The organism is Streptomyces sp. NPDC016469 (assembly GCF_040632905.1).
Classification (GTDB): domain Bacteria; phylum Actinomycetota; class Actinomycetes; order Streptomycetales; family Streptomycetaceae; genus Streptomyces.
On sequence record NZ_JBEYCQ010000020.1, the window covers coordinates 107,121 to 120,840 of the forward strand.

A 13,720-nucleotide genomic window follows, 5' to 3' on the forward strand; every position below is an offset into this window, starting at 1 on the left:
GCCCCGGCCCCGGACAGGACGCCACACACGGTCACCCACCGCTTCCCGCACGTCATGTCGTCGTAACCACGCATTCAGACGGCCTTGCGACCCTCGCAGGATGCAGCCAGCTGTGCCGACCCCCCGCAACGGCCGAGATCCAGGCGGAACGCGCCCCGACCGCGCCGCCTCCGCGATCTCGTCCACCTCCGACGCGCCTACAAAGCGCTCCGGGCGGAACAATGGATCCATGAGCCAGCAGCCCAGCTCCGAGGTCCCGGTCCAGCCCGCCGCCCAGCCGTCCGTCGGTGCCCTCGCCGCACACCGGCCGCACGCCGTCGCCCCCTCCGGGAGAGGCGCGGCCCTGTCCACCGCCGCCGATTTCGACCCCGACATCGACGCCGACGCCGACGCGTACGAGCCCGAGGTCGACGGGGACGAGCTGCCCCAGGGGCGCTTCCTGGACCGGGAGCGCAGCTGGCTCGCGTTCAACGAACGCGTCCTGGAACTGGCCGAGGACCCGACCACGCCCCTGCTTGAGCGGGCCAACTTCCTGGCGATCTTCGCGTCGAACCTGGACGAGTTCTTCATGGTCCGGGTCGCCGGCCTGAAGCGCCGCATCGCGACCGGGGTCGCCACCCGGTCCGCGTCCGGCCTCCAGCCCCGCGAGGTGCTGGACCTGATCTGGACCCGCTCGCGCGAACTCATGGCCCGGCACGCCGCCTGCTACCAGCAGGACATCGCCCCCGCCCTGTCCGACGAGGGCATCCAGCTGATCCGCTGGCCGGAGCTGACCGACAAGGAGCAGGCCCGCCTGTTCACCTTCTTCCGGCAGCGCGTCTTCCCCGTCCTCACCCCCCTCGCCGTGGACCCGGCCCACCCCTTCCCGTACATCTCCGGCCTCTCGCTGAACCTCGCCGTCGTCGTACGCAATCCGGTCAGCGGCCACCGCCACTTCGCCCGGGTCAAGGTGCCGCCGCTGCTGACCCGCTTCCTGGAGGCGTCGCCGCAGCGCTACGTCCCCATAGAGGACGTCATCGCGGCCCACCTGGAGGAGCTGTTCCCGGGGATGGAGGTGATGGCGCACCACATGTTCCGGGTCACCAGGAACGAGGACCTGGAGGTCGAGGAGGACGACACCGAGAACCTGCTCAAGGCCCTGGAGAAGGAGCTCATGCGGCGCCGCTTCGGCCCGCCGGTCCGCCTGGAGGTCGAGGAGTCCATCGACCCGTACGTGCTGGACCTGCTGGTCCGCGAGCTCAAGGTGTCCGACGCCGAGGTCTACCCGCTGCCCGGCCCCCTCGACCTCACCGGCCTCTTCGGCATAGCGTCGCTGGACCGCCCCGAGCTGAAGTACCCCAAGTTCATCGCCGGCACCCACCGCGACCTCGCCGAGGTGGAGTCCGCGTCCGCGCCGGACATCTTCGCGGCCGTACGCGAGCGCGACGTGCTGCTGCACCACCCGTACGACTCCTTCTCCACCTCCGTCCAGGCGTTCCTGGAGCAGGCGGCCGGCGACCCGGACGTCCTCGCGATCAAGCAGACGCTGTACCGGACCTCCGGCGACTCACCGATAGTGGACGCCCTCATCGACGCCGCCGAATCCGGCAAACAGGTCCTCGTCCTGGTCGAGATCAAGGCCCGCTTCGACGAGCAGGCCAACATCAAGTGGGCCCGCAAACTGGAAGAGGCGGGCTGCCACGTCGTCTACGGGCTCGTCGGCCTGAAGACCCACTGCAAGCTCTCCCTCGTCGTCCGCCAGGAGGGCGACACCCTGCGCCGCTACTCGCACGTCGGCACGGGCAACTACCACCCGAAGACGGCCCGGCTCTACGAGGACCTGGGGCTGCTCACCGCCGACCCGCAGGTCGGCGCCGACCTCTCCGACCTCTTCAACCGGCTCTCCGGCTACTCCCGCCGCGAGACCTACCGCCGCCTCCTCGTCGCCCCCAAGTCGCTGCGCGACGGCCTGGTCGCCCGCATCACGAAGGAGGTGACGCACCACCGCGCGGGCCGCCCCGCCTACGTACGGATCAAGGTCAACTCGATGGTGGACGAGGCGATCATCGACGCCTGCTACCGGGCCGCCCAGGCCGGCGTCCCCGTCGACATCTGGGTACGCGGCATCTGCGCGATCCGCCCCGGCGTCACCGGCCTCTCCGAGAACATCCGGGTCCGCTCGGTCCTCGGCCGCTTCCTCGAACACTCCCGGGTCTTCGCCTTCGGCAACGGCGGCGAACCCGAAGTCTGGTTCGGCAGCGCCGACATGATGCACCGCAACCTCGACCGCCGCATCGAGGCCCTGGTCCGGGTCACCGACCCCGCCCACCGCGCCGCGCTCAGCCGCCTCCTGGAGACCGGCATGGCCGACACCACCTCCTCCTGGCACCTGGGCCCCGACGGCAACTGGACCCGGCACTCCGTGGACACGGACGGCAAACCCCTGCGGCACGTACAGGAAATGCTCATTGACGCCCGGAGGCGCCGGCGTGCGACGCCCTGACCAGCAAACCCAGGCCCCCCCGGCCCACGCCCCGGAGATCACCGGCGTGAGCGCGGGGGCGGTCCTCGGCCCCTATCTGCGCACCCAGGCCGCGGACTTCCTGCGCAGTCTGCGCCTGCACCGCGAGAACACCGCCCCCACGGACGCCGGTCCGCGCGCCGCCGAACAGGCCGCCACCGCACTGCGCCGCTCCTCCCGCCGGATCGGCGCCACCCTGCGCACCTTCCGCACCGCGCTCGACCCGCTCTGGGCGGAGCAGCTGCGCACCGAACTGTCCTGGCTCTCCGGCACCCTCGCCCGCGAACACGCGTACGCGGACCGGCTGACCCGGCTCCTCGACGCACTGCACGGCCTCTCCGGCGACCCCGCCCTCCCGGCCGCCCGCACCCCCGGCGAATCCGCGGGCCAGGGCCGCCCCGTCCTCGGCGTCGGCGCCGCCCGGGCCGGCGCGCTCCTCGACCGGCAGCTCACCCTCGCCCGGACCCGCGCCCACTCCACCGCCCTCCAGGCCCTCGGCTCCTCCCGCTTCCACGCGGTGGCCGACGCGGTCGCCCTGCTCGCCTCCGAGGTCCCGCTCTCCCCCGCCGCGGCCGGCCCCGCCGGTGAGCTGCTGGCCGAACCCGCGGGCCGGGCGGAGCAGCGGCTGCTCGGGGCGGTCGCCGCGCTGCCCTCCGACGAGTCGGCGGAGCCGTACAACGAGGCGCACGACGCGCCCTGGCACCAGACCCGCCTGCTGCTCCGGCTGCACCGCTACGCCCACGAGGTCGTGCACGGCGCCCCCGACCCGGTCCTGGCCGCCCCCGGCCACGCCCTCGACCTGCACCGGGACGCGGCGGAGGCGGCCGGCGCGGCGGCCACGGCCGCCCGCACCCCCAGGATCGCCCCGGCCACCGCGTACGCCCTGGGGGTGCTCCACGCCGACCAGCGCCACGAGGTGGAGGCGGCGCGCGCGGTCTTCCGCGAGAGCTGGCCCTACGCGACGACGGGGGCGGCGCGGTCGTGAGCGGCACGGTGCGGGCGGCGGGCTGCGTCCTGTGGCGCCGGCCGCCCCCGCCCGCCGGGGGCCTGGAGCTGTGCCTCGTACACCGGCCGCGTTACGACGACTGGTCGTTCCCCAAGGGCAAGCTGAAGCGCGGCGAGTCCCCGCGGGAGGCGGCGGTCCGCGAGGTCCTGGAGGAGACGGGCCACCACTGTGTGCCGGGGGCCGTGCTGCCCATGGTCCGGTACGTCGCGCACGGCCGCCCGAAGGAGGTCACGTACTGGTCCGCCGAGGCCACGACGGGCTCCTTCACGCCGAACGACGAGGTGGACGCGGTGGTGTGGCTGCGGCCGGACACCGCCCGCGAGCGCCTGACGCAGCCCCGCGACCGCGAGGTGCTGGACGCGGCGCTGAAGACGCTGCCGGAGGCGTAGGGCCCGGAACCGGGCCGCCCGCCACGGTTCACTCTCCGTTCACTCACCCCCGTAAACCGCGTCACCTGTTCTGCCTAATTTCAGACCTACCGGGTGCAGCGGTCAGCCACTGCACCGCCCGCGTCGCACGCCGCCCGCAACAGCAGCCGCGGCGGCTTCTGGAAGGAACACCCGAAAGTGAAGCTTCAGCGCAAGAACCGGCTTCGTGCCACCGCGCTCGGTGCCCTCGCCGTCTCCGGCGCCCTGGTCCTCACGGCGTGCGGTTCGGACGACAACAGCGGCGAGACCTCCGCCACCGGCGGGGCCAAGACGAAGGCCGCGTCCAACGTCAAGTGCGACGGTGCCAAGGGCCAGCTGCGTGCCTCCGGCTCCAGCGCGCAGAAGAACGCCATGGACCTCTGGGTCAAGGAGTACATGGCCGCCTGCTCCGGCGTGGAGATCAACTACAACTCCTCCTCGTCCGGCGAGGGCATCGTCGCCTTCAACCAGGGCACCGTCGGCTTCGCCGGCTCCGACTCGGCGCTGAAGCCCGAGGAGGTCGCCGACTCCAAGAAGATCTGCAAGTCCGGCCAGGGCATCAACCTCCCGATGGTCGGCGGCCCGATCGCGGTCGGCTTCCACCTCGAAGGCGTCGACAGCCTGACCCTGGACGCCCCGACCCTCGCCAAGATCTTCGACACGAAGATCAAGAAGTGGAACGACGAGGCGATCGCCAAGCTCAACCCCGACGCCAAGCTGCCGGACAAGGCGATCCAGCCCTTCCACCGCTCCGAGGACTCCGGCACCACGCAGAACCTCGGCAAGTACCTGGGCGCCGCCGCCCCGCAGGACTGGAAGTACGAGGCCGAGAAGAAGTGGCCCGCCCCCGGCGGCCAGGCCGCGTCCGGCTCCTCCGGCGTCGCCACCCAGGTCAAGCAGGTCGACGGCTCCATCGGCTACTTCGAGCTGTCCTACGCCACCTCGCAGCAGATCTCCACGGTCGACATCGACACCGGCGGCTCCGCCCCGGTCAAGGCGTCCTCCGAGAACGCCTCCAAGGCCATCGCCGCCGCCAAGGTCAAGGGCACCGGCAAGGACCTGGCGCTCGACCTCGACTACACCACCAAGGCCGACGGCGCCTACCCGCTCGTCCTCGTCACGTACGAGGTCGTCTGCGACACCGGCAACAAGGCGGACACCCTCGGCACCGTCAAGTCCTTCCTGACCTACACCGCCTCGGCGGACGGCCAGAAGCTCCTCACCGAGGCGGGCTACGCCCCGATCCCCGAGGCGATCAACGCCAAGGTCCGCGAGACCGTCGCCGGCCTCTCGTAACCAGCCGTACGACACCCAGCGCATCCGGCGGCCGGTCCGGAACACCCCTCCGGACCGGCCCCGAACCCAGCCCCTCCGGTGCACCGCCGCCAGGGGAGCCCCGGCTCCCCCACACAGACCGGAAAGACCATGGCTTCCACCACACAACAGATACAGACCCCACCGGGCAGGCGATCCGGCCCCCGGTCCACGGGCCGCACCGGCGACCGGGTCTTCCTCGGCCTCTCGCGCGGCTCCGGCATCCTGCTCCTGGTGATCATGGCGTCGATCGCCGTGTTCCTGAGCTACCGCGCCGCCGTCGCCATCTCGAAGGACGAGGGCAGCTTCCTCACCACCTTCGACTGGAACCCGGCCGGTGACCCGCCCGTCTTCGGCATCGCCGTCCTGCTCTTCGGGACCGTCATCAGCTCCGTCATCGCGATGGCCATCGCGGTCCCGGTCGCCGTCGGCATCGCCCTGTTCATCTCGCACTACGCCCCGCGCAAGCTGGCCGGCGCGATCGCGTACGTCATCGACCTGCTCGCCGCCGTCCCGAGCATCGTCTACGGCATCTGGGGCGCCCTCGTCCTCGTGCCGTACCTGGAGGGGCTCAACCTCTGGCTCGACCAGTTCTTCGGCTGGACGTACGTCTTCGAGAAGACCGAGATCGGCGTCGCCCGCTCCCTCTTCACCGTCGGCATCCTGCTCGCCATCATGATCCTGCCGATCGTGACCAGCGTCAGCCGCGAGGTCTTCCTCCAGGTCCCCCGGATGAACGAGGAGGCCGCGCTCGCCCTCGGCGCCACGCGCTGGGAGGTCATCCGCCTCTCGGTCCTGCCGTTCGGCCGCTCCGGCGTCATCTCCGCGTCGATGCTGGGCCTCGGCCGCGCGCTCGGCGAGACGATGGCCGTCGCCACCGTCCTCTCCCCGAACTTCCTGATCTCGCTGCACGTGCTCAACCCGGGCGGCGGGACGTTCGCCCAGAACATCGCGGCGAAGTTCGGCGAGGCCGACGCGTTCGGGCGGGACGCCCTGATCGCCTCCGGCCTGGTCCTCTTCGTCCTCACCCTGCTGGTCAACGGCGCGGCCCGGCTCATCATCGCCCGCCGCAAGGAGTACTCGGGGGCCAACGCATGAGCCACGCCACCACCACCCCCGGCGTCCAGGAGCTCCCGACGCCCGCACCGGCCGCCCCGAGGAACAGCCTCAGCAGCCGGTCCCTGCCGCGCCTCGCGCCGCTCGGCTTCGCCGTCGTCGCCGTGGCCCTCGGCATCGGCATCGGCCTCGCCGCCGGCTGGCAGAGCCGCGTGCAGTGGGGCCTGGTCTCCGCGCTGCTCTTCCTGGTCATCTCGTACGTCACCACCAGCGTGGTCGAGAACCAGCGCCAGGCCCGGGACCGCCTCGCCACCAGCCTGGTCTGGGTGTGCTTCCTGCTCGCCGTCGTCCCGCTCGCCTCGCTGCTCTGGACGACCGTCAGCCGCGGCTCCGAACGTCTGGACGGCTACTTCCTGACCCACTCGATGGCCGGTGTCCTCGGGCCCGAGGCCAGCGGCGGCGTCTACCACGCGCTGATCGGCACCCTGGAACAGGTCGGCATCGCCACCCTGATCTCCGCCCCGCTCGGCCTGCTCACCGCCGTCTACCTGGTGGAGTACGGCAAGGGCGCGCTGGCCAGGGCCGTCACCTTCTTCGTGGACGTCATGACCGGCATCCCGTCCATCGTGGCCGGTCTCTTCATCCTCTCGATCATGCTCATCGCGGGCCTGGAACCGTCCGGCCTGATGGGCGCGCTCGCCCTGACGATCCTGATGATCCCGGTCGTCGTCCGCTCCACCGAGGAAATGCTCAAGCTCGTCCCGAACGAGCTCCGCGAGGCGTCCCTCGCCCTCGGCATCCCGAAGTGGCGCACGATCCTGAAGGTGGTCCTGCCGACCGCGATCGGCGGCATCGCGACCGGCGTCATGCTCGCCGTCGCCCGCATCGCCGGCGAGACCGCCCCGATCATCCTGCTGGTCTTCGGCAGCCAGCTGATCAACACCAACCCCTTCGAAGGCGCCCAGTCGTCACTGCCCTTCTACATCTACGAGCAGTACAAGATCGGTGAGGCCGCGTCCTACGACCGCGCCTGGGCAGCGGCCCTGGTCCTGATCGCCTTCGTCATGATCCTCAACCTGGTGGCCCGCGGAATCGCCCGCTGGAAGGCCCCCAAGGCCGGCCGCTAGGCCCGGCGGAAAGCAGCAGTGATTCAGATGGCCAAGCGCATCGACGTCAGCGGACTGTCGGCCTACTACGGCAGCCACAAGGCGATAGACGACATCTCCATGACCATCGAGCCCCGCTCGGTGACCGCCTTCATCGGCCCCTCCGGCTGCGGCAAGTCCACCTTCCTGCGCACCCTGAACCGTATGCACGAGGTCACCCCCGGCGGCCGCGTCGAGGGCAAGGTGCTCCTGGACGACGAGAACCTGTACGGGACGAACGTCGACCCGGTGACCGTACGCCGTACGGTCGGCATGGTCTTCCAGCGCCCGAACCCCTTCCCCACCATGTCGATCTTCGACAACGTGGCGGCCGGCCTGCGCCTCAACGGCTCGTACCGCAAGAGCGCCCTCAACGACATCGTCGAGAAGTCCCTGCGCGGCGCGAACCTGTGGAACGAGGTCAAGGACCGGCTGAACAAGCCCGGCTCCGGCCTCTCCGGCGGTCAGCAGCAGCGCCTGTGCATCGCCCGCGCGATCGCCGTCGAGCCGGACGTGCTGCTGATGGACGAGCCGTGCTCCGCCCTCGACCCGATCTCCACCCTCGCCATCGAGGACCTGGTGGGCGAGCTCAAGGAACGGTTCACGATCGTCATCGTCACCCACAACATGCAGCAGGCGGCACGCGTCTCGGACCGCACCGCGTTCTTCAACCTGGCGGCGGTCGGCAAGCCCGGCAAGCTCATCGAGATCGACGAGACGGAACGCATCTTCTCCAACCCGTCGGTCCAGGCCACCGAGGACTACATCTCCGGCCGCTTCGGCTGATCCGCCCGGCCCTCCCGTACGGCCTTGGGGTGCTGCATGGCGGTGCCACCACAAGGCGAAAGGGGTCCGCCCCGCACTCCCGAGGGAGTGCGGGGCGGACCCACGAAACCAAACCCGTCCGGCTAGCCGAACATCAGGTAGACGACCCCGTAACTCGCGGCGGCGACCAGCGCGGCGGCCGGCATCGTGATGAACCACCCCAGGATGATGTTCTTCGCGACACCCCACCGCACCGCGTTCACCCGCTTCGTGGCGCCCACACCCATGATCGCCGAGGTGATCACATGGGTGGTCGAGATCGGCGCGTGGAAGAGGAACGCCGAACCGAACATGATCGAGGCACCCGTCGTCTCGGCGGCGAAGCCCTGCGGCGGGTCCAGCTCGATGATCTTCCGGCCGAGCGTACGCATGATGCGCCAGCCGCCCGCGTACGTACCGAGCGACAGCATCAGCGCGCAGACCAGCTTCACCCAGACCGGGATCGGATCGCTCGGGGACTCGACGTCGGCGATGACCAGGGCCATCACCACGATGCCCATCGTCTTCTGCGCGTCCTGGAGACCGTGCCCGAGCGCCATACCCGCGGCCGAGACCGTCTGCGCGATGCGGAAACCGCGCTTCGCCTTGTGCGGGTTCGTCCTCCGGAACATCCACATGATGGCGACCATCACCAGATAACCGACCACCAGGCCGATCACCGGCGACACGAACATCGGGATGACGATCTTGTCGAGCACCCCGCCCCAGTGCACCATCGTCCCGCCGGCCAGCGCCGCGCCGACCATCCCGCCGAACAGCGCGTGCGAGGACGACGAGGGCAGGCCGAAGTACCAGGTGACCAGGTTCCAGATGACGGCACCGACGAGCGCGGCGAAGAGGATGCCCATCCCCTTGTTGCCCTCGGGCGTCGCGATCAGGCCCTCACTGACGGTCTTGGCGACCCCGCTGCCCAGGAACGCGCCCGCGAGGTTCATCACGGCCGCCATCGCCAGCGCCGCACGCGGCGTCAGCGCACGCGTCGAGACCGAGGTGGCGATCGCGTTCGCCGAGTCGTGGAAGCCGTTGGTATAGGTGAAGCCGAGCGCGACGCCGATGGTCACGATCAGTACGAAGGTGTCCACGTGGTTCAGGACTCCTTGACCGCGATGGTCTCCACCGTGTTCGCGACGTGCTCGAACGCGTCGGCAGCCTCTTCCAGCACATCCACGATCTGCTTCAGCTTCAGCACCTCTATGGCGTCGTACTTGCCGTTGAAGAGGTGGGCGAGCAGCTTGCGGTGGATCTGGTCGGCCTGGTTCTCCAGACGGTTGACCTCGATCCAGTACTCGGTGAGGTTGTCCATCGTGCGCAGACCCGGCATGGCCTCGGCGGTCAGCTCGGCCGCCCGCGCCAGCACCTCGACCTGCTGCTCCACACCCTTGGGCAGCTGGTCGATCTGGTACAGCACGACCAGATCGACGGCCTCCTCCATGAAGTCCATGATGTCGTCCAGCGACGACGCGAGGTTGTAAATGTCCTCCCGGTCGAACGGCGTAATGAAGGAGGAGTTCAGCTGGTGGAAGATCGCGTGGGTGGCATCGTCCCCCGCGTGCTCCGCTGCCCGCATGCGCTCCGCGATCTCGGCCCGGGAGGACGAATCCGCCCCGAGCAGTTCCATCAGGAGTTTCGAGCCCGTGACGATGTTGTCCGCGGATGCGGAGAACATGTCGTAGAAGCTCGTCTCCCTGGGGGTCAGACGAAAGCGCACGTGGGGTCCTCGGGGTGCTTTGGATTCGGTCAGGCTGATGCTAGGCGCATCATCCGGCCACGGCTAACCGGCATTCTTCAGTGTCGCGCATCAGGCACAGTGATCAGCACGGGACCCCGGTCACGTTTCAGCTGAATTCGTTAGGATATACCCACCAGGGGTATATAAACGGCAGGGTAAAGGGAAAACGGGAGGCAGCAATGACCACCACCGAGGCCATGGGGACCGGGCCCTCACCGGACGCGGCACCCGGCGCCGCCCCCGTGGAAGCGATCGTCACCGACCACGACCGCGGAATACACGGCTACCACCACCAGAAGACCGAACACCTCAAGCGCCTGCGCCGCATCGAGGGCCAGATCCGCGGCCTCCAGCGCATGGTGGACGAGGACGTCTACTGCATCGACATACTCACCCAGGTCTCGGCGTCCACCAAGGCCCTGCAGTCCTTCGCGCTCCAGCTCCTGGAGGAGCACCTGCGCCACTGCGTCGCCGACGCGGCCCTCAAGGGCGGCGACGAGGTCGACGCGAAGGTCGAGGAGGCCACCAAGGCGATCGCCCGCCTGCTGCGCACCTGACCCCTCAGCCCCGGTGGCCGCCCTGCCGGGGGACGGTGGTGCGGTCGGTGCTCACCTTCACATCGAGCACCTCGTCGATCCGGTCCGCACTGAGCCGTTCCCCGACCGCCGCGGACGCGGCGATCATCAGTTCCCCGCACAGCTCGATCTCGGCGAGCGCCACATGGTCCGATACGGTCGGGCTGAGCGTCACCACGTCACTCACCTCTCACTGCCGTTACCGGCTTCCCAGGGTAGAGATCCCGACACGCACCGCGCATGGCACGGACGGACCATTTCGCCCCCACCCATGCGGGGCCCGTGCGACTCATCTCACGCCCGTCCCTGCTCGATCTCACCGGTGTAGATGTCCCGGTCGTGCGGCAGCCGTACGGTGACGGGCACACCGAACCCGTACAGAAGCGTCGTGGAGACGACCTCCGCCGCCCGGCCCCCGTTGGCGAAGCTGAACCGGTGGCGCACCTTGCGCAGCCTCCCCTGCTCGTCCAGATACGCGTCGAACGGCACGGCCCGCGTGCGGAACCCTTTCGCCGCCGCCCCCAGCGCCGCCCGCGCACCCGGCGCCGCCAGCCGCGCCGCCCGGCGGATGTCCGCGGTGCCCCGGTAGTGCCGCACGGCCACCCCGGCCACATCCGTCTCACCCACGTACGTCACCGCCCCCGCGCCCCGCAGCAGCTCGGCGGCGGCCAGCGGATCGGTCACCCCGCCGGTGACCAGGTTGCCGTCCTCCAGGGCCGTCGTGTCGATGCGCACCCACTTGCCGGCGGGCACCCCCGCGCCCCGGTTCATCATGTACAGCGCACCCGGCGCCAGCAGCTCCGTGATCGGCCGGTGCTCCTCCTCGCCCGCCGCGTCGGGCGGCAACACCACCTTCAGCCGTCCCGAACCGGCCCGGAAGTCGTACGCCCCCGAGCCCCTGATCGTCACCCGGGTGCCCCCGGCGGCCGTCTCCATCGACGTACTCACCTCGGCGCTCGCGACGCCGTCCCCGGCGAGCACCGCCGCCGCCCGCCGCACCACCTGGGCGCCGCCGTCCCGGGCGTCCGCGGCCGCCGCGGCACGGTCGGCGCCGCCACCACCGGCGCACCCGGCGGCCGCCGCCGCCACGCCCACCGCGACGAGGGCGCGCGCGACGCGCACCCCGCCTCCGGACCTGTGCTGCTGCACCACCATCGCCTGCCCATCCCCAACGCCGAACCGCTTGCCCGAGGTCGTGTCCGCCTCGCATAACGACGGCCCGTGCCCCCTGTAACGTCCACGCCCCCGATTGGCGCCGTCCCCGCGGTCCTCGGGTGGTTCGAGCGCCCCCTCGCGGTTGACGGACCCCTCCCGGCCGGGGTGCCCCGCCCAGTACCGTGTTCGCGTGTACGACCGACACGCCGCCGAGGTCCCGCCGGCCCGCCCCGCCCATGAACCCACCACCGTCGAACGCGGCTCGTTCTGCACCGCCCGCTGCGCCTGCGGCTGGTCCGGGCCCGCCCGCCGGTCCCGCGACCGGGCCCGCGCGGACGCGGAGGAGCACCGCACCACGGCCTGACCACCGGCCCTCCCCCCTCTCCCCCACACCGGAGGTCCGATGACCCCACCGAACCGGCGCACGCTCCTCGCGGCGGGCGCCGCCGTACTCACCGGCGCCACCGCCACCGCGTGCGAGGACACCGACACAACGGACCCCGCCCCCGGCGACACCACGGGCTCCAGCAGGCCCGCGTCGTCCCCGCCGCCCTCGGCGTCCAAACCCTCCAAGCCCTCCGGCCCGGCCGACTGGTCCGCACTGGCCAAGAGCCTCGACGGGCCGCTGATCCGCCCCGGCGACACCGCGTACCCGACCGCCCGTCAGCTCTACAACACCCGCTTCGACGACCGGAAACCGGCCGGGATCGCCTACGTCCGGCACGAGGACGACGTCCGCGAGTGCCTGGCGTTCGCCCGCCGCGCCTCCGTGCCGGTCGCGATCCGCAGCGGCGGCCACTCGTACGCCGGCTGGTCGAGCGGCAACGGCCGCCTGGTCATCGACGTCGCGTCGCTCGACCGCGTCGACGCGGACGGCACGATCGGCGCCGGCGCCAAGCTCCTCGACGTCTACGAGGGCCTGGCCGCGCACGGCGTGACGATCCCCGGCGGCTCCTGCCCCACGGTCGGCATCTCCGGCCTCACCCTCGGCGGCGGCCACGGCGTCGCCGCCCGCGCCTACGGCCTGACCTGCGACAGCCTCACGGCCGCCACCCTCGTCACGGCCGACGGCAGGACGGTCACCGCCGACGCCAAACGCGACCCCGACCTCTTCTGGGCGCTGCGCGGCGCGGGCAACGGCAACTTCGGCGTCGTCACGAGCCTCCGCTTCCGTACGCACTCCGCCCCCCGGACGGTCACCGCGTACATGTCCTGGCCCTGGTCGCGCGCCCGCGACGTCGTCACCGCCTGGCAGGAGTGGGGCCCGGACCAGCCCGACGAGATCTGGTCCGCCGCGCACCTCGACGCCGGGCCGGGCGGCAGCAACCCGACGGTGTCGGTCTCGGCGTTCAGCCTCGGCACGTACGGGGACCTGCAGAACGCCGTGGACCGGCTCGCCGACCGCATCGGCGCCTCCGCCACCTCGGTCTCGCTGCGCCGCCGCGACTACCGGGAGGCGATGCTCGTGTACGCGGGCTGCTCGGGCCTCACGGACGCGCAGTGCCACCTCCCGGGGACCACGCCGGGCCGCACCCCGCAGGGCGCCCTCCAGCGCGAGACGTACGCCGCCGCCTCCGACTTCTACGACCGCTCACTGCCCCCGGCGGGCGTGTCGGCCCTGCTCGACGCGGTCCAGGCGTTCACCCGCCTCGCCCCGGGCCAGGGCGGCGGGGGCTCGGTCGCGCTGACCGCGCTGGGCGGAGCGGTGAACCGGGTGGACCCGGGGGCCACGGCCTTCGTCCACCGCCGCTCGCGGATGCTCGCCCAGTACATCGGGGCCTGGCGCCCCGGGGCCCCGGGAACCGCCCAGCAGAACTGGCTGAAAGACACCCATGCGGCGATGCGCCCCTACGCGTCCGGGGCGGCGTACCAGAACTACACGGACCCGTCCCTGACCAACTGGCGCTCCGCGTACTACGGCTCGGGGGCCGCGCGCCTGGCCCAGGTGAAGAAGCGGTACGACCCGGAGGGGCTGTTCACGTACGCGCAGGGGGTCTGAGGGGGCTCG

Annotated in this window: 14 protein-coding genes; 10 read left to right on the plus strand and 4 right to left on the minus strand. The window is 71.2% G+C overall.

The genetic code is table 11. The features are described 5' to 3' along the window. Window positions 1-229: 229 nt before the first annotated feature. The 7 genes from ABZ565_RS23210 to pstB all read left to right on the plus strand — a co-directional run bounded on the left by ABZ565_RS23210 (window position 230) and on the right by pstB (window position 8,214). Window positions 230-2,482: an RNA degradosome polyphosphate kinase gene (locus ABZ565_RS23210; RefSeq protein WP_361029994.1), complete on the plus strand. Its 2,253-nt coding sequence runs from the start codon at window positions 230-232 to the stop codon at window positions 2,480-2,482. Continuing rightward, window positions 2,469-3,485 (plus strand): CHAD domain-containing protein, encoded by a 1,017-nt coding sequence (locus tag ABZ565_RS23215; protein WP_361029997.1) that lies wholly within the window; start codon window positions 2,469-2,471, stop codon window positions 3,483-3,485. The genes ABZ565_RS23210 and ABZ565_RS23215 overlap by 14 nt, the downstream gene beginning before the upstream one ends. Further along, window positions 3,482-3,895, plus strand: a complete 414-nt coding sequence (locus ABZ565_RS23220; protein WP_361030000.1) for an NUDIX hydrolase — start codon at window positions 3,482-3,484, stop codon at window positions 3,893-3,895. Before ABZ565_RS23215 ends, ABZ565_RS23220 begins: the two co-directional genes overlap by 4 nt. A 177-nt stretch (window positions 3,896-4,072) precedes the next feature. Continuing rightward, window positions 4,073-5,209, plus strand: coding sequence for a phosphate ABC transporter substrate-binding protein PstS (gene pstS / locus ABZ565_RS23225; protein ID WP_361030003.1), 1,137 nt, complete (start codon window positions 4,073-4,075; stop codon window positions 5,207-5,209). A gap of 129 nt (window positions 5,210-5,338) precedes the next feature. Beyond that, the gene (pstC, locus tag ABZ565_RS23230) at window positions 5,339-6,325 is read left to right on the plus strand and encodes a phosphate ABC transporter permease subunit PstC (RefSeq protein WP_361030006.1); all 987 of its coding nucleotides are present in this window, start codon (window positions 5,339-5,341) and stop codon (window positions 6,323-6,325) included. Then, entirely contained in the window at window positions 6,322-7,410 is a 1,089-nt protein-coding gene (pstA, locus tag ABZ565_RS23235) for a phosphate ABC transporter permease PstA (protein ID WP_361030009.1), read from the plus strand. The genes pstC and pstA overlap by 4 nt, the downstream gene beginning before the upstream one ends. A 27-nt stretch (window positions 7,411-7,437) precedes the next feature. Next, window positions 7,438-8,214, plus strand: a complete 777-nt coding sequence (gene pstB / locus ABZ565_RS23240; protein WP_143625604.1) for a phosphate ABC transporter ATP-binding protein PstB — start codon at window positions 7,438-7,440, stop codon at window positions 8,212-8,214. Window positions 8,215-8,336: 122 nt separating this feature from the next. Here pstB and ABZ565_RS23245 read toward each other — a convergent pair whose 3' ends face one another. Further along, complete coding sequence (locus tag ABZ565_RS23245; protein WP_361030013.1) at window positions 8,337-9,335, minus strand: inorganic phosphate transporter; 999 nt, start codon at window positions 9,333-9,335, stop codon at window positions 8,337-8,339. A gap of 5 nt (window positions 9,336-9,340) precedes the next feature. Next, a complete protein-coding gene (locus ABZ565_RS23250; RefSeq protein WP_164401152.1) occupies window positions 9,341-9,961 on the minus strand; it encodes a DUF47 family protein in 621 nt (206 codons plus the stop codon). A gap of 200 nt (window positions 9,962-10,161) precedes the next feature. Here ABZ565_RS23250 and ABZ565_RS23255 point away from each other — a divergent pair, with 200 nt between their 5' ends. Beyond that, window positions 10,162-10,539, plus strand: a complete 378-nt coding sequence (locus ABZ565_RS23255; RefSeq protein WP_361030017.1) for a metal-sensitive transcriptional regulator — start codon at window positions 10,162-10,164, stop codon at window positions 10,537-10,539. Window positions 10,540-10,543: 4 nt separating this feature from the next. Here ABZ565_RS23255 and ABZ565_RS23260 read toward each other — a convergent pair whose 3' ends face one another. Continuing rightward, on the minus strand, window positions 10,544-10,744 hold the full coding sequence (locus ABZ565_RS23260; protein WP_361030020.1) for a hypothetical protein: 201 nt from the start codon (window positions 10,742-10,744) through the stop codon (window positions 10,544-10,546). Window positions 10,745-10,851: 107 nt separating this feature from the next. Continuing rightward, window positions 10,852-11,712 (minus strand): hypothetical protein, encoded by an 861-nt coding sequence (locus tag ABZ565_RS23265; protein WP_361030023.1) that lies wholly within the window; start codon window positions 11,710-11,712, stop codon window positions 10,852-10,854. A gap of 190 nt (window positions 11,713-11,902) precedes the next feature. On the opposite strand from ABZ565_RS23265, the gene ABZ565_RS23270 reads away from it, so the two are divergent. After that, window positions 11,903-12,076 carry a hypothetical protein gene (locus ABZ565_RS23270; RefSeq protein WP_343242270.1) on the plus strand — a complete coding sequence of 58 codons (174 nt, stop codon included), beginning with the start codon at window positions 11,903-11,905 and terminating at the stop codon, window positions 12,074-12,076. A 39-nt stretch (window positions 12,077-12,115) separates the two neighbouring features. Continuing rightward, on the plus strand, window positions 12,116-13,711 hold the full coding sequence (locus ABZ565_RS23275; RefSeq protein WP_361030026.1) for an FAD-binding oxidoreductase: 1,596 nt from the start codon (window positions 12,116-12,118) through the stop codon (window positions 13,709-13,711). The last annotated feature ends 9 nt before the right edge of the window (window positions 13,712-13,720 follow it).

Coding starts and splice junctions, on each gene's coding strand:
- ABZ565_RS23210 (WP_361029994.1), top strand. CDS start 230: ATGAGCCAGCAGCCCAGCTCCGAGGTCCCGGTCCAGCCCGCCGCCCAG.
- pstC (WP_361030006.1), top strand. CDS start 5,339: ATGGCTTCCACCACACAACAGATACAGACCCCACCGGGCAGGCGATCC.
- pstA (WP_361030009.1), top strand. CDS start 6,322: ATGAGCCACGCCACCACCACCCCCGGCGTCCAGGAGCTCCCGACGCCC.
- pstB (WP_143625604.1), top strand. CDS start 7,438: ATGGCCAAGCGCATCGACGTCAGCGGACTGTCGGCCTACTACGGCAGC.
- ABZ565_RS23255 (WP_361030017.1), top strand. CDS start 10,162: ATGACCACCACCGAGGCCATGGGGACCGGGCCCTCACCGGACGCGGCA.
- ABZ565_RS23265 (WP_361030023.1), bottom strand. CDS start 11,712: ATGGTGGTGCAGCAGCACAGGTCCGGAGGCGGGGTGCGCGTCGCGCGC.
- ABZ565_RS23275 (WP_361030026.1), top strand. CDS start 12,116: ATGACCCCACCGAACCGGCGCACGCTCCTCGCGGCGGGCGCCGCCGTA.